This is a genomic window from Flavobacterium tructae (assembly GCF_001853485.1).
GTDB classification, from domain to species: domain Bacteria; phylum Bacteroidota; class Bacteroidia; order Flavobacteriales; family Flavobacteriaceae; genus Flavobacterium; species Flavobacterium tructae.
The window spans coordinates 169,225-192,480 of sequence record NZ_MIKE01000026.1; the positions used below are offsets into that span (position 1 = coordinate 169,225).

Sequence of the window (23,256 nt, forward strand, 5' to 3'; positions counted from 1 at the left end):
AATTTAATTTAAAAAAAATGACTCATAGTTCTAATAAATATATTCTTGTGGTAGTGGCAGCGACACTGTTGAGTGCGTGTTCGATTACCAAGAAATACGAACGTCCGTCGGCTATTTCGACCGATAAGTTGTATCGCGATCAAAATGCTACCGATTCGACTACTATGGCAAGTATGCCGTGGCAAACTGTTTTTAAAGATGAAAAACTGAATGCTTTAATTCAAAAAGGTTTAGATCAGAATCTCAATTTAAAGAATGCGATCGAAAATATAGTGCAGTCGAGAGCTACTTTGCGTCAGGCAAAATTGGCTTATTATCCAACGCTAAATTTTGATGCGAGTGCTACACATAACAAACAATCAAAGGCGGGACTGAATTTCCCCCCGGGAATTAATATCAATACACTGACAACAACCTATAAGCTAGGGTTAAGTACTTCCTGGGAACTTGATATTTGGGGAAAATTGAGCAGTTCAAAAAGAGCGGCTTTAGCTGCCTATCTTGCTACAGATGCTGCAAAACAAGCCATTCAGACACAATTGATCGCTGATATTGCCAATAATTATTTTTTGTTGTTAGCGTACGACAAACAATTAGAAATTACCAAAGCGACTTTAGAAAGCCGTATTAAAAATGTGGAAACGATTAAAGCTTTAAAAGAAGGTGCAATAGTGACCGGAGCAGCAGTGGTGCAGAGTGAAGCCAATCAGCATGCAGCCGAGGTATTGATTCCGGATTTAAAACGAAGTATTCGTGAAACGGAGAATGCGCTTAATATTTTGTTGGGACAAGCTCCGGGCACTATTGAAAGAGGGACATTGGGGAACCAGACCGTTCCGGAAAATCTTGCTGTAGGTATGCCGGCGCAATTGCTAGAAAATCGCCCGGATGTTCGTCAGGCGGAGTTTAATTTCCGCACTGCGTTTGAAAGTACCAATATGGCTAAAACGTATTTTTATCCAAGTTTAACGCTTACCGCAAGTGGCGGATTCTCTAACCTGCAACTAACGGATTTCTTTACCAATTCTGTTTTTTATTCTTTGATAGGAGGCTTAACACAGCCTATTTTTAATCAAGGACTGAATAAGGCAAGATTAACAACAGCACAATCCAAACAAGTTCAGGCACTGAATGACTTTCAACAGAGTCTTTTAGTAGCAGGGCAGGAGGTATCAAATGCTTTGTATGCTTATGAAATGGCCGTTGAAAAAGAAGATTCAAGACAAAAACAAATTGAAGCCCTTGAAAAAGCAGTCGATTTTACACAACAGCTTTTAGAGTACAGCTCGGCCACTAATTATACCGATGTATTAACTTCAGAGCAAAATTTATTGGCGGCACAATTAAGCGGGATCACTGATAATTTGCAAAAATTACAAGCCGTGGTCGATTTGTATCGCGCTTTAGGTGGCGGATGGAAATAGTCTTCGCGGTTTCTATTATTTTAAATTTTGAAACGAAAAGCGCCTCAGAGTATTGAGGCGCTTTTTTTGATTATTTTTTTAACTGCTAGTTTAATAATGGGTTATGTTTTGAAAATTTACTTTTTCAAAGTACCTTCTAAATGATATTTTTCCAACTCATTCTTAGCACTATTACATCCTAAATTGGCACTTTTAATCAAATTTTGCAATGCAAATTCTTTGCTGGTTTTGTCTAGTTTTTTAATTGTTTCGTAATTGAATTCTCCACCATTATTAATTTGAATCATCGTTCTGTAAATATTATAATAAGCATCCCTATCATTATATTTATAAGCCATGACTAGAGAATAAGGAAGTGTCGATTCATATTCTCCTTTTTCATAATAATAAATGCACAAGCTTGCATACAAATTTTTATCTCCCGATTTTACTATAATTACTTTTGCTTCTTTTATTTCAGAATCCTGCAAGATTCCATTATTACATGAGCTAAACAACGTAATCAGTAAAACACAATTAATTAAGGTCTTTATTTTATCAATCATTAAATTTATTGATTATACTGTAAATGTATTTTAGGTGTTTTTTTGTTATAACAATATTTGTTTTTTCTGCCTTAGAAAATAACAAGGAGTCATATTCTATAAAGTGTACCCATAAATTAAATCTTCCAAACTTTTTCAAATTCTTCTTTAGTGATAAAATCATTTAGATTTAGTTCAAGATCTTCCATATTTTGGTCGTACAACATTGATTCATTCACAACCGGATTATCCTGAGTTAAATATACTTTATTATCTTTTGATATTTCTACCTGTCTCGTTGCAATGCCGTTTGTAAAATGAATGAAAAACATCACATCCTCTTCATTCCAATATTTTTTTATAAATTTTTCTTCCATAAAATTAAAATCCAGTTGAAGAATAAGTATCTAAAGGTCTTTTTTTAAATAAGACTTTCTACTTGGACCAGGTCCTGGTGATATTGCGTTCGTATCAATTATTATTTTGAATTCATCCATTTTCTTTTTTATAATGATGGAAGTATCATAAATTTTAGGTTTACCATAAAAATATAAAGTAATCGTGTCATTTGTCAAACGGACATCTTTTATATTTGTGGAATTAACAATAGTATCACTTCTGTCGTTTTTTGAATCGTAGAGCAATATATAATCAGCACTTGTTGAAGCGACATTCGAATAATAAAACCATTCTATAACCTTATTTTTTACTTTTATTTCCTTCAAATATAGACGATCTTCTTGTAATGTATTTACGCAACCTAAAGCTATAATAGGTATAAAGATTAAAAATTTTCTCATTGTTTATTTTGACTTCTTTTATTCAGACTTATTACTAAAATCAGTTATTTTTTCGAACTTTGATGGATAACCTTTTGTTTGACCAAGGTTGCCTATTTTATAAAAAATTGCCTCAAGGCTCTCACTATCTATAGCTTCTTGAACGAATTTTTTAATTGTTTCTTTTTTTAAATCTTTTAGTATTACCATGGTGTGGGCCCAGAAAAAGGCGCTTTCATCTCGTTCTAAAAGCATTTTTATATTATTTGTCGTAAAAAGAGTAGCAAAAAAGATCTCCTTATTCTCTAAAATTACATTAATATCTAAATTGTCATTTCCGTAATTTTTAACTTGATATCCAGCAGGTACAGTTATTTTGAACTTCATATGTAATTTTTTTCTCCATTTGAATTTAATTCTTGATTAGTTATGGAGATGTTTTATAAATTAATCGTAATGAGAGGAGTAGGAGTATGGTACTCTTCCCTTTTTTAAAATAATTTTATTCAATAAATATTGACTATTACTGTATTTTGATTTTGTGAAAATAGAATCAAATATCTAGTTTTCCCATCTAATTTTAATAGTATTCCTGTTGCTATTTCACACAATATAATGTAATACATATTTTTTATTAATTATCATTTCTAGTATTTCTCACAGCAACAGTACTTTGCGCAGCAAGTTATTTAAGTAATATATCTCTACTGATTAAATAGTAGTATCCATTATAGTTATCTTCTTGTATTTGATAACCATTTAAATAGAAATAGTATTGGATTGTAAAAAAGTCATCTTTGCTTAATTTAGTAATATTCAAAACTTTCTTTTGGTTAAAATCCTTTGTGTACTTTAAATAAAAATGATCAAAGCCTTGCTCATACTCTTTTTTTATATTGTTGCTAGGCATAAAAATTTCGTAATAAATATTTTTAAAATCTTTTTTAGTAATCTCAATTTTATGATTCAGAACTGCATCTAGAAAGTCTCTGAAAGTCCCAAACGATTTTTTAAATTTCAATTCGTACAAATAATTTAAAAAATCGGCATTGGTTTTTATTATTTCTTCATTTTTTATTAAGATAAATAGATTAGTTTGTCCATAAACTGACGGCATTTCATATTTTGCTTTTGATAATTTATCAATATCATCAGTATCTATAATTACCTGTTTCTTTTTGCATGAAAAGAAACAACTAAATATTAAAACATAAATTATTATTCTCATCGTTTAAATTTATTATTTGGTGGGTTTTTAAGTTTTTCTGGATCTATCAAAATGCCACCATATTCAATTCTTATTTTAATATACACCAACCAGATATAATTTTTATTGTGTCGGATATAAGTATACAGTTCATCTACTTCATAAGTTTTATCTTTGCTTATAACTGGTTTGGTAATACTTCTGGAAATTGATATAATCCTTTTTAATAATGTTGTGGTGGATATTTTCAATATTCTTGCCGTGCTTCTTATTCCTAAGCCCTCTTTTGTGAACTGAATGATACTTTCATTAATATCATCTTTGTATGCTTGATAACTATAACTTTCAACTTTAGTTTTCTTGCAAAGTTTGCAAATATATCTTTGATTATCAGACTTTGTTTTCCCATATTTTATCATGTTTTTAATTTCACCAACACATCTGCAACACCAAGTCGGGTTTGAAGTCATTTCTTTCGATTTAAAGCATTATAAAATAAAAAAACAACCCGAAAGTTATTTTAATTTTAACGCGATATTACTATAAATGTTTGATAATCTGTAAATGTTAGAGAAAATTATTAACTACCAACACATCTGATACATTACCAGATTTTTAAAATCCCATAAAAGAAAAGACGACCAGTTTGGTCGTCTTTTCTTTTATTAAGAATTATAATTACACTTTATTTTTTAGTTTATTAAATTGTTCTTTTTTAAAATACTTATTCCGGAATAGAACCCATAAAATGCACTAACTATTAATTAGTCATTTTTATCAATTGTATTCATAATACTATCTGCAATTTTTTGATTCTTTGGTAGACCAAGACCATCCCTATAATGATGAGCTAAAAAGACTTTACAATCTATATCGTCTAATTCAGCTCCTCTCTGTAACAGAGATAGAACATAGCTTGTCTCTTCCTTTGATAAATTTAAAATTAAGGATTCCTTAAATTTTCCATTATTTTCTAATTTTATTAAGTCTTTATATATTTCTATAAATGCATCAGGATTTTTGTGTTTTTTTGCGATAATAAAGGAATATGGTAACATTTCATAACTTCCTATATTCTGATAATGTGCAACCAGTAATGAATATGAATATTTATCTCCTTGATTTATAGATTTATCTTTTAAAATCTTTATATCATCTTGAGTTAATTTACCATCTTCTTTTTTTCCACAGCTAATAATAGTTAGTGCTATTAAAATAATTATTTTTTTCATTTTTGAACTCCTTTAAATTGTTTAATTAGTTTGTTGTTGTAGTATGTGTTCCAGTTACCATATTCAACACCTACTTCCCAATTTTTTAAACCAGCAAATGTTTCTGTGATATATAGATTACTGGCTCCTATAACAGTTAGCCCCTTAAAAGAAGCTGACATTTTTTGCGCAAATCCACCAATTTTTCCAGCATTACATGCTTTTAAAACTAATGTCAATTTCCCTCCATTTTGTCTGAAATTTTTCCATGCTGGGCTATTTTGTTTCAAAATCTTATCTAACCCTTGTGCCGTGGAGATACTACCATCAGGTCCAATAATGAAGTCATCTGCTGCATGCGCATATATAATTACAACGTTTTCAATATTAGTTTCGTCATCCTCAGCAACATCATATAATGAACCATCTTTTGGTCTAAACCAATTTAATTTATTTCCTTTATCACTTTTGCCTTTTTCACCTTTTTTTGATGGATCGCCATCACTACCATTTGTAATTGATTCTAGATATTCTTTAAAAGCATTATTATCTTGCTTACCTATCTCAGCTTGCTCTTTAATATACTTTGCCATTGAACTACCATCATCTTTCCCTTCTTCTTTAATATTTGAAGTGTTAGCTCTCATACCATCAGGGTCAATAAAATAATTAGGATTATTATAAGCATAATTATAAGGAGTCCAACGTCTCGATGCTTCAGCCAATAAATCAATGTTCATCCATCTACCAAGTGCAGGGTCATAATTACGCGCCCCAAAGTCGTACATCCCAAGCCCCAGCTCGTCTTGAAGCTCTTTATTATTGTACTTATACTTATTCTCTACACCCATTTTAACAATATTATACCCTTCTTGTTTTAAACCAAACGGATAATAATTACTTTCTTCCTTAATGGCTAGTGTTTTATCATAACTCAAACGGATGTTACCCAAATGATCTTTGTATTGATAAATGTATTGGTAAGAACTTCCAGAAGGTTCTGCATAACCTTCTGCTGTTGGGATAAACTTTAAAAGACTACTCTCATATTGATAACCGCCCAAATAATCTGTTGCCACAGCCGTTGTACCGGTACGATTTACAATTTTTTGCAGCTTTTGTCCCGCAGCGTTGTAAATGTACACAATATTTCCAGCGGTGGCAAAGGTAATTTTTGTAGGTAAATTTAAATGGTTGTAGGTGATAGAAGTGATGTTTTTATTGGCATCAGAAATCATATTCCCGTTAAGATCGTAGGCATAATCATCGCCTGCGTTAGTCCCGTCTATAAAACCTAAATCTTTACGACTGGAGTCCGTAACTTTCATCAGTTGGTTGGCGGTGTTGTTATTGGCATACGTATATACTAAAGCATCAATAGCTGTGGCACTCTCACTGCTTCCATTACGACTAAGCCCCATAATATTTCCATTTTTATCGTAAGATAAAGTTTCATTATAGGCATTGGTGGTTACCGCTGCTTTTTGGAAAATTCCTTCTTTTAGTCGGTTCAGGTTGTCGTATTTGTAACCATAAGAACGTACAGTTCCGTTATCAGAATTAGTAGCCCAGGATGTTTCAGAAATGTTACCATTGTACAAAGCTTTTACTCCTGAGATTCCTGAATTTATATTATCGTAATTGATCTTAAAAGCAAATAAATCTTTCGGTACTTCTGGTTTTACCAAGGAAGTAACGTCGTTAATACCGGTAAGCCAGCCTCTGATGTTGTAGCTATAATCTATTTTTTGAGTATTGTTCCCTACTTTTTTAGTGATCAATTGCCCCAGTTCATCATAAGTATTATCCACAATAGTTTCTACAGGACCATTGTTGATTTGATGGGTCTGAGTCAGTAAACGGTCCTGAGGTGAGTAAGTAAAAACTTCTTTTGTGGTAAGTTCTCCATCGGAAGCTGCTCTTTTGTGTCGGGTGATGTTGTATTTCAATTGCCCTGAAAAAGGGTCAAGACTGTTGTCGGTATAGGTATAACCTCCTAAATAGTTTTGGGTATAGGTACGCACTGGTCTTGCCTTTGGGTCGTAAAATGTCGTAGCGGTTTCACCAGCTGTACTGGCACTTGTAGTGAGTACTCTGGTCCAGCTTCCGGTAGCCAATCCTTTAGTATTAGCTAAAAGATACTGACCTTCAACATCAGAAGGCGTTGCCGGAGCATTAGGATAGGTGTAGGCATCGTAATAATTAACGGTAAGCAGTTTGAATGAGGTAGGTGCTACTGTATTACTGTAATAAACCGTTATACCGTCGATCGTTCCGGAACTTTGTTTCTTTTCATATAAAACACCAGCAACATTCTGAGCGTCCTGTAATAATTTTCGGCTTGCCGAAGTGGAAGTCTGGTTGTTCCAGCCTGTATATACTGGTCGGCTAAAAGCATCATATTTGGTAATCATCCAGCCTTCAGAATTGATATCTGAAAAAGGAGAACGCGCAGGTCCTGTAGCAACAGGTCTGTCGAGTTTGTCGTATACGATGAATTCCCATTGTTTACCCGGTAGTTTTTTTTCTACCAGTCTGTTGCGGTTGTCGTATTTGTACTGGTAACACAATTGATCCAAAACACTCTGAGTTCCGTCACTGATAATGGCGCTGAAGGTACTTCCTGCCTGAGCATGAAATCCAGAAAGCAAGGTTATCGAATTTGAGGCGGTCAAATTCAGAGTATTTCCAGGTAACACTACTGCTGTAGAGGTTAAATTTGCAGTTGTATTGGTTGTAGTACCAATAAGGTCTGCCGCTTTTGGCGGAATGACATAGGTTAGGTTACCGTAATCATCATAAACATAATAAGTATCATGAGGGTTTCCGGAGTCGTGAGTTCTTTTCAGAATGATTTGTCCTTCTTTGTTTTTAAATTCTACGGTAGAACCGGCACTTTCGGTTGGGTTGGCACCAGAATTCTCATCGTAGGTTATGGTTTTATAAAGTTCTCCCTGCGCATAGTTGCCTGTGGTAGAAAAACTAATCTCGTACAATCCTAAAGCCGCTTGCCAGTTAGTATTGGCTTTTAAAACTTTAACGGCGTCTGCAGGAGTATTGGCTTTGTACTCGATTTTGATTTCGTTACCATTCCCCATCTTCCAGGAGGCTCCCGGAGCGGCTTGTTTTTGAACACGGTTTAAAGGAGAGAATTCAAACTCTTTTTCCGAAAAAGGATTGGCGGTGTACTGATACTCTTTTTTATTGTAAAACAACGCTGCCTCACTTATGGCCACATCAGGATCAATTTTTGGATGATTATTGGTTAAATTAACAACAGTATAGGGCAGGTACTCTTTGATTTGCCTGCCAAAGGTATCATACTTCATTGGAGTTACAATATTCTGTCCGTCTGCCCCTTGACCAATGGCAATGGTCTGTATCGGACGGCCTAATCCGTCAAAATAAGTAATATTTTGAGTGATGTCATTTTTGGTGAGGGTACCATAGTTGGCCTCACTAACTGCTTTTTTAGGCGCAGCAGTTGAGACAAAGTTGTCCGGACTGAAAGTTTGGGCCTTAAGCCCCGAACTTGTCACTAACAAGAGAACAACTATAGGAATGTATTTTTTGATGGAAATACAAGTTATGTTTTGAGAATTCATAATTCTTTATGGTTTTTTATTACAGACTAAGTACTACTATAAACAGGCATTCAATTAGCCCCCTTTATTTTAATACCATTGGTGTAAAACAGTTTTCGAATGTTTGACACAATTGCTGAGTTTTGGGTTTGGTTATTTTTCTTCTATGGCACCTTCGTTACATTGTCCGGTTCGATCGGCATAACCTTGTCCTTGGTTATTAATTTCATCTTCGGCTTGTCGGTCGGCATCGGCCTGAGAGAGCAGCGAACTGTATTTTTTTGCCGGGACGCTATAGAGCACTTCTGTTCCATTCATTCCCGGAGGGCAATAGGATCTTCTGATATATCTTTGGGCATAGTTGCTATAAAATACGCACTGACCTTTTGCATTGGCGTTGCTTAAGCCTTCGGTATTTAGTTTTTTGCCGGCCTCACTGTCTACATGCGCCTGAGAAGTTTTTAAAGTTACCGCCCCTTCCGGTAAAGCATAATTTTCATACGAGCCAATTGCACCGCCCGTGCAACTGTTTTTCTGAAAGGAACCACTTATAGCGGCACTTCTAAAAGTACAGTCTCCATGGGTATTCGCATTGATAGGACCTTCTGCTTGAAATTTTTTCCAGGCTTCACTATCAGCATCAGCCTGTGATATTTCTGATTGAGCTGCGCCATACGGCAGGCTGTAGGACACATAAGAACCTGCTCCACCAATTGAACAGTCGGTTTTCTGGAAATTCTGAGGTGCTATAGCAGCACTTTTAAAAATACATTTTGCATTTTTATTATCATTGGCAAATGCCTCCCCATTGGCATTGACTATTCTCAAGGCCTCATTATCAGCCATGGCTTGAGAAACATCTGAAGAGTACGTTCCGGCAGCGACAGTATACCAGGCACTCTGAGGGATCCCTCCGGCAGCACAGTTACTACGGGTAAACTGTCTGCTTTGCGCCGTATTCCAGAACTTACATTTGGCATTTTGATCATTATTGGCAAAAGCCTGTCCGTTAGCATTAATTTGCTGCCAGGCTTTAGCATCGGCATCAGCCTGAGAAACATCTGAACTGTGTGTTCCTGCGGCAACAATATATAATACAGTTGCCGGCGTACCACCCGGTGCACAGTTGTCACGAGTGAAGGCTTTGCTTTGAGTTGAATTTTTAAATGAAACGGGATTTGCCTCATTAAGTTTACCACAATCTGCCAGCTGTCCTTTATAATTGTAGCAATATTTTTGCAATACGTTTAAATTTTGATCTTTTACATATTGTAATCTTCCAAAAGTATCATATGTATAGTAAGAAGTTATTCCTTTAGGATCGGTTACACTGGTTATTCCCACGAGCGGAGTATAGGTATAGGTGGTCACCATGGCTTCTGGCAGATTGTTTCGCAAGGTACTTTCCTGTGCAGCAGATAAACTTGTCACAATTGTAAAACCTGCTCCAAAACCGGGAAGAGCCTCTAATTCAGTATAAGTAGCATTCTCTATTTTAGCAATTGGCTGGCTTTTGTTGTATCCCCAAATAATCGCTACCGGAGTACCACTTTCGATAGTGTATTGTAAGATGTTCCCATTAGTATCGTATTGATTGTAAATGATTTTTTTGTCTGAATTTAAGTCAATGATGTTCAGACCTTTGTTTGCGTAAACTAATTTCGGCAACAGCAGATTACCGGTCGCAGTACTTTTATCATAGACTGTTTTTTGTTCGGATAGTTTTACGCCTTTTTTTAACGTTTGTGTATCGAGAACTTTTCCAATCATGTTTTTGGAAATTAACTCATTTCGGAAAGGTTCATTAGCCATTTCCGGGTCTTGCGGATAGAAAAATTTCGTTTCCAGTTGTTCATTCAAAGAATTTGTAACCGTTTGTGAACTCAGTTTTAAATGAGATGGATTATTGTATTTATACTTTGTTAAAGTGGTTACAGGGTTTTGACCTTCAGAATCATATTGCGTATTTGACTCAGATTCTAGGTAAAACCAGTAAGAGTTAGTAGTGTATTTACTAATATTCAAATGTTCAATATTTCTATAATTTGGACTAGGAAAATTATAGAGTGAATTGTATCTGATGTCAGTAGCAATTCCGGGAACTTTTCGAGTGTATTGATTTTCGAGTTTGTATTGGTTTTCTACTGTGTTTACATCAATTAATCTATTGTTGAAAGTTCTTTTTCTATGTAATAAACCGTTGTCCCAACTTAAGTTAGTCCATGGAGCAGACGAAAGATGGCTGTCGAGGCATAAATATGGCGGAATATCCGCAGAGATATAGTACTGAAATTCTTCACCTCCATTTTCAAAATTTGGACCTCCGTGACTTACGGTAACATTTTCATAAGTAGTAGAATTGTTACCCATTGATCGGTACAAAGGATAGATACTGTTAACGTTGATGTTCATAAAAACAGTTTTATCTACCTCTCCAAAAGGAAATTGTACGCTTGGTGGTGCACAAAATCTTCGTACTTCGTTAAATGTCAGTATGTTTGGTTTTATTCCTTCTGTACCAGTTGAAACTAAAGGACTCTCTTTTTTGCCATAATAGTAGTGTTTAACATCTACAATATTGGCAGGTGCATCAAAGCTGCTAATTTTTGCAATTCGTAATCCTGCTACAGGGATATTTGCTTTAGATTCAATACCTCCACCTTTACAATAGGTATAAGTTACTTGTGCTGTGGTTTTTGGTTCTGGCGTAAAAAGGAGAGTAACTCTATAGGTATTATTCTTTAGGAATGTAAATGATTGTGTTCTGGGTTTATTATGTTCATGAGCATAAAAAATCAGATTTTGGTCTAATACTGTTGGCTGAGTTAGATTTTCTACTTTGACGGTTATTGCTAATTCTCCAGCAGGAAATGTACCTTCGGTAAATTCATAATCATTGAAGAAAACTCTCGCCTGTATTTGAGCCTCATAATCCGTTTTATTTTCAAATACATAGGTCTCAGTCTTTTGTTCCCAACTATAGCCCGGATTGTAGAACCAGCTATTTTGTGTTTCTGGTTCGCACGGACTAATTACGGTTCCCCATACTGAATTGGATTCGTATTCAAATTCGTTGTAGCCTTTAGTTGGATACACAATTCTTTTTAATATACCTTTTTTAGCATATTCGGCATAAGGACGTTTGTCCCCTGATGATCTGTTTGTAAGGGCATTTTTTATACGATCTGTTTTTGGATAAAGATCTTTATGAATAGTAGCGTCAGGATATGTACCTGGTTTTCCGTTGTAATAACCCCATAAATCTCTTTGGCTTGATAATCTGGCAACTAAGTCATTAGGCATTTCATATTCAAAACCATATTTTTTTGAAGGATCATTAAAAGTACATTCTTTTAGGAAGATTCTTTTGTTGGGAGTAAAAAGGTAGCTAAAATTAGCTTTTTCGATTATATTTTGCCCCGCATTAAAAACGGTAATACTACTAATTAAGAAGTTACCCGTTATGTTTGGATTTTCTGTTAGTTGGAAATGCACACGGCCAAACTGAGGATCAGAACTACTTATGGCTTCTATAGTTTTTCCCATAACGTTTAAGTGATTTTCACTGTAGTTTTCCGGAGCAGTAGCTGCTCGTTCGCCACAATTTACGCGACTTATCTCTATCCCAAACGACTCACTAATATTAGAAATAAAAGAATAAGTAGAACTTTTATAGGTAAAATTAACGACATCTCCTTCAGGATGAATAATTTTAGTAAGATACCAGCCTGTAACGACAGTCTGTGGTGCTTCTACATTCTCCCAGGTACTAGATTCAGTCTCATTAAAATAATATTCGACACCATCTTCGGTCGTTATTTTAAAACCGGATTGAATATTGATCCCCAGTCTCTCAATTTTTAGATTGTTCTGAGTTACTATTACCGCTTTACCATTGTTATCAAAAACAAACTGCCCCGATTGCCCCTGAAAATTATACGAGTACATATCGGGTTGCATATCATTAAACTGATTGTTCTCCAGGTAGGTGAAGAAACTATCTGTACAATGCATATCCTCAGAAATTGGATTAGATCTGTCTTCATCCGCTTTTCCTCTCACCACTCTGTTGATGATTCCTCCGGTGTTCAGGTTCCATCCCAATCCCACATTAGTTTCCATTTGGTCTACCTGTATACCATTAGAATTGTAGTTGAGTGTAATTGGTATCGAAATATTTTTAGTTTTATACGTGTAAATCGGTACGCTAATATTGGGAGTACCGGTAAAAGTTCCAACATCGGTCTGACCGTATCTACCCAGTTCATAGGCTGTAGGAGAGGGCGGAATGATTTTGGGCTCAGATTGAGGACTGTTTTGCGCAGATATTTTAAAAGAGAGCAATAAAAAAAGCAAAAAGCCTTTCATTTTTAGATTATACATTTTGGTGATTTTTTTTATTCTGGTTTTTTATTGTTTTTTTTAATTCATTGAATTTGAACGAACTGTTGTGAAATCTTCTTAGGATTTTCTGGGGATTCAGAAGTGTTTATTGTTTTTTCTAGATTTCTGCATCGTTTGTCCCGATTCTATATGCTTATAGGTGATGGCATTTTTTAGAATTAAGGATAAATGAGTTTGCTTAATGTTATTTGGAGTTTGTTCTTGTGGTCAAAAAAAATAGTATTTGTAAAGAAGTATAATGGTAACAGGTAAGCATTTTTCGTGTATTTTTTTGTTTTAATGACCTTTGTTTAAAGGTTGCAAATCTAAAAAAGTATTTTTTTAAATCTTTACGGGTTTCCTCATTTTTTAACGAATTTAAATCTTAAACGAATGATTTTGTTTATTGTTGGTAAAACTGGTTTTATTGGCGTAATAATTGGTTGTAAATGAGGTAAAACTGTAATTCAGGAGGGAAGTTAAATTTACTTTTTCTTTTGGTTTTTGAGTAATGGTTTGTTTCTTACAGTGGTTAGAGAACAATTTTAGAATTTAAAAGTATTGATAAAGAATGAAAAAAGCGCCTCAATATTATGAGGCGCTTTTTTATTTAGAGTTTCGTGAACTTACTTTGTTAAAGAGAATAATTTTGTTAATTACATTTAAATTTCAATCTCAGAACTTTACAGCATTTTTGGGAACAGTTTCTCCGAGGGTAGTTGTTTTAGAAAAATCTGTTTTTGGAGATGCAGCCAACTCAATATTCTGACAAGCTTCTCCGCTAATGGAGATTGCTTTCGCAGAAGTCGAATTAAAAGCTATATTTTTTAAAGACATATTTTTAGTATTGTAAATTTCAAATACGGTAGGGTTTTCGATGTCTAATTTTGCATGGTTGATTTTAATTCCGTTAGCATCAATAATCGAAAAGCCTTTTTCTGCTTTGGCGATCAAATTGGAGATTTCGATGTTTTTCAGATTCATTTCGGGCAAACCTTGCAGAAATACCGCTTGTTGTGCGCCCTTAATCGTGATGTTTTTAATCGATATGTTTTTAAACTGTGGTGTTTCTTCGCTTACAGGAACAGCTTTTGTGGTTACGGTGTTTCCGCCTTCGGCCAAAGTTTCGGCTATGGATTTTCCCCCATAATACAAATCAAAAGAGATGGCTTGTGAAGGAATATCGGTCATAAAAATATCCGAGATATAAATGTTTTCCACAATTCCTCCACGTCCACGGGTGCTTTTGAAACGCAAACCAACATCCGTTCCCATGAAAGTACAATTGGAGACATGCAGATTTTTCACTCCGCCTGACATTTCGCTTCCCACTGTTACACCGCCATGTCCGTGATAAACGATATTGTTTTTTACGACAATATTTTCGCAGGCAACACCTCGATCACGACCGTCTTTGTCTTTTCCCGATTTGATACAGATGGCATCATCACCCACATCAAAACTTGAATTTTCGATAATGACATTTTTGCAGGATTCTACGTCAAGACCGTCACCGTTTTGAGAAAACCACGGATTACGAACAGTTATATTTCTAACGATTAAATCCTCTATCATAAACGGATGAAGGTTCCAGGCAGGTGAGTTTTGAAACACAGGGCCATCAAATAACACTCTTTTACTATTTTGTATGCTCACTAAAACCGGACGAAGGAAGTCGTGAATGGCTTCAAATTCTTCTTTTGTTTTTAGATCGTGACGAACATTCTGATCGGCACCTTTGGAGCCTTTTAAATATTGTTCAGAAGGATACCAGCTGTCCTTCTTTTCATTTAAAACGCCACCGGAAGCGACAAATTTCTTCCATTGTTCCTCCGTCAGTTTGTTTTTTTTAACCTGTCTCCAGGCTTCTCCGGAACCATCCCACACACCACTTCCTGTAAAGGCTACATTTACCAGATTCTTGCCATAAATAGGAGAGATGCATCGCCAGGTGTTAAGCCCTTCAAAACTGGTTTCAATAATTGGATATAAATTTTTGTCGGTAGAGAATTTAATTAAGGCGCCTGTTTGGGCATGAAGTTCAATATTGCTTTTTAGTATAATCGGACCTGTTAGCCAGATTCCGGGTGGAATAATTACTTTTCCACCACCTTTTTTTGACACGGCTTCTATGGCATCAGCGAAAGCTTTAGTGTTTAAAACATAGCCACCATTTACAGCTCCAAAATCTTTTAGATTTACAGTATTATTTGGTATTACCGGTTCATTGACTTTGGGCATTTTAAATTCTACATTTTTGTAAGTATCGTATGTATTTGTATTCTGAGCAAAAGCACCGGATAGAAAACAGTGGATCATCAGAATCAGGACAATGTGTAAAAGTGGAATTGGCTTTGCGTTCATGTGGTATGAATTTGGTTTGAAAGTTAGTTTTAAAATGAATAGGTTGTTTACTTTATTGCTGAATGTCATTTTTTTTGTAAATCTGAAAACCAGTTTCGAAAGCAATTAAAGTTTAAATGTAATCGATTGCACAAAACTATGAAAAATATTTAATTAAAAGTAACTAAGAAATTGTTTGTCAAAAGAAAATTCAAATTTTCAGGAATTATCTGAATTATCGTTTGATCTAAAAACAAACATTCCGTTCCAGAAATCTGAAACGGAATGCTTTAATTAAAAAAAACTCAAGTAATAACAATTGTTATGAGTGCTTTTACTGCTGGTGCAGATATTTTTTAGAATACTCCAATATAGTGGTTTCCAGGTTTGTTTACCAGTTTAGCTCCTTTAGTAACAGCTCCTGTTGGGATATCGATCACATAAATATTTCCGTCTTTTCCAACCGGTGTAACCGCTAAGTAAAGTTCATTTCCATCCACTACAAAACCTTGGTACTGACCAAAATCTATAGCAGCATCGTAATCAATGCCTTCCACTTTTTTAGCCGTTTTAGCATTTAAATCTACTCTTGCAACAAATCCCTGATCTCCAGTAGCAGTGCTGGTGTAAAGTACGTAAGCGATTCCGTTTCCTGCGTATCTCCAGGCATCGATATAAGATCCTTTTATGCCTAATGCAGTATCAAGACTGATAACAAATGAATCATCATACTGATTGTTTTGGTTGATTCTTACGATATAAGAACCTTTGTTGGTATCTCTTTGGGTAGCCTGATAAATGTTACCGTCAGTTCCTAAGAAGCTGTTGAAGCTACGGAAACCGCTGGTATCTCCAAAACCAACTTTAGAAGTAATGATTTGTGGATTCTCTAATGATGGATAATCTACTACAACAGACTTAGCACCCGGGCGGTCATAAGTAGTTTCGATTTGTCCCGTAGTAGGATTCGTTTTGCGTAACCATGTTCCGATAATTACTTTATTTCCTGCTTTGTTGATCGTAGGAGCATCTAAACGAAAAATATGGTGCCCTTGAGCTTCTTCCTGAGCGGTTAACGGAAGTTCATATTGTTTAAATCCTGAAATACGTATTCCTTTAAGATCTAAAGAAAGTACGGTAGCTGTACCTCTTGTATACATATACGTTTTGTCCGGATTTGTTTTAACTACCGGAGCAGTTACATTTACTGCAACTCCGGTTTTGTCTCCGTCAAAAAGTTTATTCCATCTTGGAGATGTTCCGGCGTATTGAGAAATGTTTACGGTCGTACCTGATTGTGTGAAGTTTTTAGCTCCATTTACAGTATAGGTCATAAATTCTCCTCCGTTAGCCCCTGTGTAGGTGATGTTGAAAAGAGTTTTTCCGTCTACAGACGATTGCAAACGAGCCGTTCTGTTAGATTGTACCGGCATTCCGTCTGCGTAAACATTAATCGAATAGTTTGGATCTTTAGCATTTTTTTTGGTTACAGCATAAACCATAGTTCCTCCGTTTCCATCGCCAGGAGCATCCTGCATTAATGCTCCCGAAACTGTAATCCAACGATCCGGTGTTTCCGGATTTACCGGATCAGCAGTTTTGTCGTCATTACTGCTGCAGCTTGTTGTCAATGACAATGCTCCTAAAAGTAAACTACATGTAAATAGTTTAAACGTATTTTTTCTCATATTGATTGTTTTAAAAAAATTAGATATTAAAATTTATTAAGGGTATAATTCAGTTTCAAGTAAAAAGCGCGTCCCGGTTTTTGAACAGCGTAATTATCGAAAACTTGTTTATCGAAGATGTTTTTAGCATCGAAGCTTAGTACGAATTGTTTTTTTGGAAATGCATAACTCAAACCTAAATCCTGTACAAATTGCGCCGGTGTTTTTGAGTTTATGACGTCAATCCAAAGTGTGGCGAAGGGATCTACATAACCAAAATTATAATACAAACTTAGTTGCGAATTTTTCTGTATCAGTTCTTTAAAATTGTATTGTACATTACCATTTACGGTGAAGAAAGGCTCATTTGGAATTTGCTTATTATAGTTGGATAACTGTCCTCCATTTCCATCAAATTGCATCTTGAACAAAGAGTTAAATTTTGACATGTTCATTGATAAGAACAAGCGATCTTTGTAACTATAATTAAAAGAAGCTTCATAACCAATAGATTGTGTACGCCCCAGGTTTTCAAACGGTAGGGTTTGTATGGCATCATTTACCCTGTTACCGGAAGTGCGAACAATTCGGTCTTTGGCATTCCTTGAAAAACCTGATGCAGCAATTGAAATCTTATGTGTATTTATTTCGTAGGGACCAAATTGTACGCCTACATTAAAATTGTTGCTTTGCTCTGGTTTTAGATTGGGGTTAGCCAGTACATTTTCACTAGGTCTTCCGAACATTTCATCTGAAGTCGCTAATCGGATGGCTTTCTCCGCAGATGCCGTGATCATTAGTTCAGGAGTAATAAAATAAGAAGTAGCCAGTCCGTATCCAAATAATGGAGTTGCACTTTTGGTAATCTTTTCTACAACGGTAGTTTGCCCGTTTTGTGTAACCAATTCCGGTTTTCTGTGGTTTACTTTTTGTTCGTAAAACTTACCAAAAATATTGGTTCTCAAACGTGATTCAAAAGCCTGCATTTCATAAGCTAATGAAGTGACTGTTTTTTGCAAATCAAATGTTGCTTCAAAATCTTTTTGAAATTCCGGTTTGATTAAATCGTCTTCATTTCTATCCAGTTTGTAATATAAATTACTGAATATAAATCTATTATATTCATTTAGGTTATAGGTAAATACGCTTCTGGAGCTTAATATATTTTCTGAAATGTTATTAATGGTTGGACCACCTTGCTGTGCGCCAGTATAGGATAAAACCGGTTCACCATATAAACCTATTGCTTTTTCACCGTTCCAATTGTAATTCCATTTTACCGTATCGTTTACGACTTCATGTTTATTGCTAAAGACGGTATTGGTTGAAAAATCAAGTTTTTTAAAGAGAAAACCTTTTTTAGAGTAATTCAGGCTTATTACAGTAGCATCAGCTTCGGAAAAACGTCCCTTATAAGGCCTTGTCATGAATTGACCGTGTTGAATCTGATTGTGATCTTCAGAGACATTTATACCAATTAAAAAATTGTCAGCCCATTTTACATTGGTAAAACCGGTTTCAAATCTTCCTCCATAGGATCTGTATCGGTTTTCGAAACGTTTGGCGCGTGTAAGTTCGTAACGTCCATCCGGTGCTATATTGTAAACGAATCTTCCCCATACTTCATAATCGTTATCTGAGTAATTATAAAAGCCCGATCCTTTTACGGTAAATCCCGATTTGTCACGATAGGTCGTATTAAAGTTGGACTGAATGGTATTAAAAGATCCATAAGAAACAGAAGCATTCAGCGTGTTTTTAGCACCTTTTTTCAAAATTACATTTATGGCTCCGCCTAAGGCATCATCCGCCAGTTCTGCGGGGGTGACCCCTTTGTAAACTTCGATGCGTTCGATTAAGGCAGGTGGTATGCTGTTAAGACTAAAGGAAGAACCATAAGTAGAAAGCGGAATTCCGTCAATAAAAATTCGGATAGCATTTCCGGACATTCCATTCAGATTGTAATTTACGCTTGAACCTAAACCACCGTTTTGTCGGATTCGTACCCCTGCGGAACGATCAAGTAATTCATTGGTTTGCAGGTTTCGTGTGGCGGCGTCTTTAGTTTCTATAACATTTACAGAGAAACCTTTACTGATGATTTCTTTTTTTACAGAGTTTTTCTTTACGACAACCTCTTTTAAGGCTTTTGGATCATTTGATTTTTCTAATGAAATATTTACCTGAGCAGTAGGACTGTTTAAAGTTACCTTTACTGTTTTAGTTTTCGCTTCAAGTGATGTAATTTCAAGTGTATAAATACCATAAGCAACATTTTTAATTTCAAATTGACCGTTGTTACCAACTAGGGCAAACTTTTGAGTTCCGGCAATTGTAACTGTAGCGCCAAATGCAGATTCAGAATTTTCAAAAGTAACTTTTCCTTTAATATTTCCATTTTGGGACCAAACTGAAAAATGAACGAACGTCAACAATAACAATAAAAACCTCATGATTTATGTACTTCTTAAATAGAAATGCAAAGCTAAATCATTGTTTATATTTAATCTAAATAAAGGAATTAGAAGATCATTAGAATTATATTAGAAATTCTAATGTTGGCATAAATTTAGATTTTAAAGGCTAAGAATCGGATGTGTTTTGTACTATAATACTTTTTAAATTGCAAAGGTCGAAATTGAGAATAGTTCAATGCAAAGTTTATTATTCTATTTTGTGGTTGATAAACAGTTGTTTATGTTATGCTGTAATAGTACCTAATAATTTCTTAATTTTGAAATGGATTATTGTCAAAATACGGTCAGTTTTTTGAAGTGGCTTTTGTTTGTTTTATAATCGTTTGTCTCTAATTTCTTCCAATTATGCTTTCTTTTCAAACCAACCATCAGGAATTTGTTCCGCCCGAAGAATTACAAAAAAGCGTAAAGTGCTTTTGGTATGATAAGATTGATTACGGCAAAGTGCAGTCGAACTTTGAAGTGATACCGGATGGTTATGCTGAAATTATTTTTTATTTTGGAAATGAGCTTCGTATTTCTTCTAATGGAGTTTTGAAACCACTGACATCACCATTTATGATAGGGTTACTCCATCAGCCTGCTGTTTTTAATTCTGTTAATTCACTTGAAATTATCGGTATTAGATGCTATCCGTGGATGGTTTTTGACCTGCTTGGATTATCTTATCAAAAGGGTAAGGAGGAAGTACAGGTTTTTGAGCATCCTATTGCTAAACTTCAGTCTGTTTTGAACGATCTGATCGCTTCTCACAAAATTGAAGAGGCTATTGCCAAAGTCGAAGACTATTTTTTTGCAGCAGAAGCAAAGTCTGACAGCAATAGTTTGATATCTAAAGCAGGAATTGCTATGACGGCAGCCGGAGGACGTATATCGGTCAGGGAGGTAGCTGCCGCTTCTCATGCTACAATACGTACTTTAGAAAGAAATTTTAAGCAATCGTCAGGTTATACGGTGAAAGATGTTTCGGCTGTCATGCGCTTCGAACAGGCCCGCAACCGATTGTGGCTCGATCCCCATCTAAGTATTGCAAGTTTAGCACAGGAATTAGGTTATACGGATCAGTCTCACTTGAGCAAAGAATTTAAACGTTACAGTGGTACCACACCGGGTGCTTTTGCGCGAAAAGCAAAGCAACAGTTGATAAACCATGATTTTGTCGCATTTATACAATCCTAAAATAATCGGATAGCAGAATTTTGTCATTCATAATTTAGAAGATAAAATGATGTTATTAAAAGATAAAAAAGTAGCCATTATCGGTGCAGGACCGGTTGGTCTTACTATGGCAAAATTATTACAGCAAAACGGAGCTGATGTTACCGTTTATGAAAGAGATTTAAATGCCCAAGTCAGAATTTCAGGCGGGACTCTTGATCTCCACAAAGGTTCAGGACAAGAAGCTTTAAAACAAGCTGGTTTATTAGAGGATTATTTTGACAGGGCATTACCAATGGGAAGAACAGTAGCAGATCCACAAGGAAATGTGTTATTTTCTAAAACAACAACCGAAGAAGAACGTTATGATAATCCCGAAATTAACAGGAACGATTTGAGATTGTTATTGCTTAATAGTGTGAAAAGCGATACTGTAGTTTGGAACAGCAAGTTTACCAATCTTAAAGTGACTAAGGGAAAATGGGTTTTAGAGTTTGAGAATGAAACAAATGCGATTGCCGATTTTGTTATTGGAGCTAATGGAGGAATGTCTAAAGCCAGAAAATTGATCACACCCGCTACAATCGAATATACCGGAACATTGATGATACAAGGTGAAGTGCTTTGTCCGGAAAAATCCTGCGAGAAGTTCAATAAATTGTGTAATGGCAGTATACTTATGACTTCCGGAAAAGAAGGTTTGTTGGTTGCGAATCCAAAGAATGGCAAAGTATTGAGTTATAATGTCATTTTTAAAAGTCCGATGGAGTTTCTGAGAAAAGAGGAGACTTTTGAGAGTACAGATGGCATTCGAAAGTACCTCTTAAATCGGTTTTTTGAATGGGACGAATGTTATAAGGAATTGCTTGAAGCTACTTCTTCTTTTTTTTTATGGCCAACGAGAAAGATCAGTTTAAATCTTCAATGGAAGAAAGAACGTCCGTTACCTATCACACTCATTGGAGATGCAGCACATATTATGCCTCCGTTTGCGGGTCAGGGAGCCAATATAGGATTATTAGACGCCTTAATTTTATCTAATAATCTGACCAATGGAGAATTTGAAACGATAGAGGAAGCAATCAGTGATTACGAACAAAAGATGTTTGTTTACGCCACACAAGCCCAACTCGAGACGGCAACTAATGAAGCAGCAATGCTAAGTCCTGATTTTTCTTTCCTGAAATTTTACAGGTAATTTTCTGGTTTTATTTTTATAAAGTGTCGTGTAATAAATAGCCACGAATTCACGAATTCTTTTTAATTTGTATTCTTAAAAAAATTGTGAATTCGTGGCTAATTTTTTTAAAGTTATAGATTAAAGAAAGAAATCTGAAATTATAAAAAAAATGCTTCAATATTAGCGCTTTGAAGGGATGGAAATCTGCATTATCTGCTAACCCGAGCGATAGCGAACTGGCGAAGCAATCTGAGTGAAAAAAACACTCGCAGCAAAGTATCTTCAGCAGTTTAAAGTTTAGTCTTGAATTTTTTGATCTTGAAGTTTTTGGATTTGATTAGTTTTCCGTTGTCGGTGATCATGATACAGCTATAGTCGGGATATTTTTTTAAAAGAAGAAGTCCCGCTTTTTGTCCTAAAACCATAAGAGAAGTACTTAACCCATTTGCAGTTTCGGCGTTTGGACCAAAAATAGAAACACTACACAAACCCGTAGCAGGATATCCGGTTGCGGGGTTGATGATATGAGAATAACGCTTACCGTTGAAAACAACAAACTTTTCATAACTTCCGGAAGTAGTCACAGCACCATTATTTAACGGAACAACGGCAAACAAAGTATCGGGATGAAAAGGATTCGTCATGCCAATGTTCCAGTCTTTTCCATTGGGTTGTCTTCCCCAGGCCGTCATATCGCCTGAACCGTTTACAATTCCGGCTTTGATGCCTTTTGCAAGCATTATATTTCGGCATTTATCGGTTGCGTAACCTTCTCCCAAAGCGCCAAATCCAATTTTCATTCCTTTGAGTTTTAGGAATACGGTCGATTGAACGCTGTCGAGGATAATGTTTTTGTAACCTACTTTTTCTACAGATTTTTTGATGGCCTCGGCAGAAGGCATTTCTGTCATCGATCCGTCAAATTTCCAGATTCGATCCATTGCGGCAAAACTGATGTCGAAACCACCTATGGTAGCTTCAGAAAATTGTAATGCTCTTTGAGTGAGTTCAAAAACTTCACGATCTACCTTTACAGGACGGATTCCCGCATTTTGATTGATCTCAGAGACTTGTGAATCAGATTTCCAGTCGGAGATCAGGTTTTCAATTCGTGTAATTTCAGCAATTACAATATCGATATTCTGTTCTGCGGTAAGGGAATCTTTTGCAACGATCGAAATGTCAAAACGTCCTCCCATGAGCAGTGTAGTTCTTTTTCGTAAAACTTGTGCATTACTGGTCAGACCACCTAGTATTAGCAGTAAAAACAAGTAAAAAGTAAGGACTGGTTTTTTGATTGACATTGAAATTTATTTTAC

At 35.4% G+C, this 23,256-nt stretch carries 15 protein-coding genes and 1 pseudogene; 3 read left to right on the forward strand and 13 right to left on the reverse strand.

The window, feature by feature from the left end; all coding sequences use genetic code 11:
* Nucleotides 1-17 precede the first annotated feature (17 nt).
* Nucleotides 18-1,424, forward strand: coding sequence for an efflux transporter outer membrane subunit (locus BHE19_RS18375; protein ID WP_070908293.1), 1,407 nt, complete (start codon nt 18-20; stop codon nt 1,422-1,424).
* 116 nt (nt 1,425-1,540) lie between these two features.
* Here the strand turns inward: BHE19_RS18375 and BHE19_RS18380 are convergent, their stop codons facing one another.
* The 12 genes and pseudogenes from BHE19_RS18380 to BHE19_RS18435 all read right to left on the reverse strand — a co-directional run bounded on the left by BHE19_RS18380 (nt 1,541) and on the right by BHE19_RS18435 (nt 19,575).
* On the reverse strand, nt 1,541-1,894 hold the full coding sequence (locus BHE19_RS18380) for a hypothetical protein (protein WP_165607934.1): 354 nt from the start codon (nt 1,892-1,894) through the stop codon (nt 1,541-1,543).
* A 191-nt stretch (nt 1,895-2,085) separates the two neighbouring features.
* Complete coding sequence (locus BHE19_RS18385; protein ID WP_070908295.1) at nt 2,086-2,325, reverse strand: hypothetical protein; 240 nt, start codon at nt 2,323-2,325, stop codon at nt 2,086-2,088.
* A 30-nt stretch (nt 2,326-2,355) separates the two neighbouring features.
* A complete protein-coding gene (locus BHE19_RS18390; RefSeq protein ID WP_070908296.1) occupies nt 2,356-2,748 on the reverse strand; it encodes a hypothetical protein in 393 nt (130 codons plus the stop codon).
* A gap of 18 nt (nt 2,749-2,766) precedes the next feature.
* A complete protein-coding gene (locus BHE19_RS18395) occupies nt 2,767-3,114 on the reverse strand; it encodes a hypothetical protein (RefSeq protein ID WP_070908297.1) in 348 nt (115 codons plus the stop codon).
* A gap of 298 nt (nt 3,115-3,412) precedes the next feature.
* A complete protein-coding gene (locus BHE19_RS18400; RefSeq protein WP_070908298.1) occupies nt 3,413-3,955 on the reverse strand; it encodes a hypothetical protein in 543 nt (180 codons plus the stop codon).
* A gap of 80 nt (nt 3,956-4,035) precedes the next feature.
* Nucleotides 4,036-4,404, reverse strand: a pseudogene (locus BHE19_RS18405) (IS1-like element transposase); the annotation flags it as partial.
* Nucleotides 4,405-4,698: 294 nt separating this feature from the next.
* A complete protein-coding gene (locus BHE19_RS18410; protein WP_070908299.1) occupies nt 4,699-5,166 on the reverse strand; it encodes a hypothetical protein in 468 nt (155 codons plus the stop codon).
* Entirely contained in the window at nt 5,163-8,750 is a 3,588-nt protein-coding gene (locus BHE19_RS18415) for a DUF6443 domain-containing protein (RefSeq protein ID WP_070908300.1), read from the reverse strand. Before BHE19_RS18415 ends, BHE19_RS18410 begins: the two co-directional genes overlap by 4 nt.
* A gap of 132 nt (nt 8,751-8,882) precedes the next feature.
* Complete coding sequence (locus BHE19_RS18420; protein ID WP_123923393.1) at nt 8,883-13,112, reverse strand: DUF5977 domain-containing protein; 4,230 nt, start codon at nt 13,110-13,112, stop codon at nt 8,883-8,885.
* A gap of 675 nt (nt 13,113-13,787) precedes the next feature.
* Nucleotides 13,788-15,431, reverse strand: coding sequence for a glycoside hydrolase family 28 protein (locus BHE19_RS18425; protein ID WP_070908405.1), 1,644 nt, complete (start codon nt 15,429-15,431; stop codon nt 13,788-13,790).
* A 380-nt stretch (nt 15,432-15,811) separates the two neighbouring features.
* Complete coding sequence (locus BHE19_RS18430) at nt 15,812-17,143, reverse strand: hypothetical protein (protein ID WP_070908302.1); 1,332 nt, start codon at nt 17,141-17,143, stop codon at nt 15,812-15,814.
* Nucleotides 17,144-17,169: 26 nt separating this feature from the next.
* Nucleotides 17,170-19,575 carry a TonB-dependent receptor gene (locus BHE19_RS18435; protein WP_070908303.1) on the reverse strand — a complete coding sequence of 802 codons (2,406 nt, stop codon included), beginning with the start codon at nt 19,573-19,575 and terminating at the stop codon, nt 17,170-17,172.
* Between the two features lie 369 nt (nt 19,576-19,944).
* Between BHE19_RS18435 and BHE19_RS18440 the strand changes: the two genes are divergently transcribed.
* Both BHE19_RS18440 and BHE19_RS18445 read left to right on the forward strand, forming a co-directional pair.
* The gene (locus BHE19_RS18440; protein WP_070908304.1) at nt 19,945-20,778 is read left to right on the forward strand and encodes a helix-turn-helix domain-containing protein; all 834 of its coding nucleotides are present in this window, start codon (nt 19,945-19,947) and stop codon (nt 20,776-20,778) included.
* Between the two features lie 46 nt (nt 20,779-20,824).
* Nucleotides 20,825-21,955 (forward strand): FAD-dependent oxidoreductase, encoded by a 1,131-nt coding sequence (locus tag BHE19_RS18445; RefSeq protein ID WP_070908305.1) that lies wholly within the window; start codon nt 20,825-20,827, stop codon nt 21,953-21,955.
* 272 nt (nt 21,956-22,227) lie between these two features.
* On the opposite strand, the gene BHE19_RS18450 is transcribed toward BHE19_RS18445, so the two are convergent.
* A complete protein-coding gene (locus BHE19_RS18450) occupies nt 22,228-23,241 on the reverse strand; it encodes an FAD:protein FMN transferase (RefSeq protein WP_070908306.1) in 1,014 nt (337 codons plus the stop codon).
* Between the last annotated feature and the right edge of the window lie 15 nt (nt 23,242-23,256).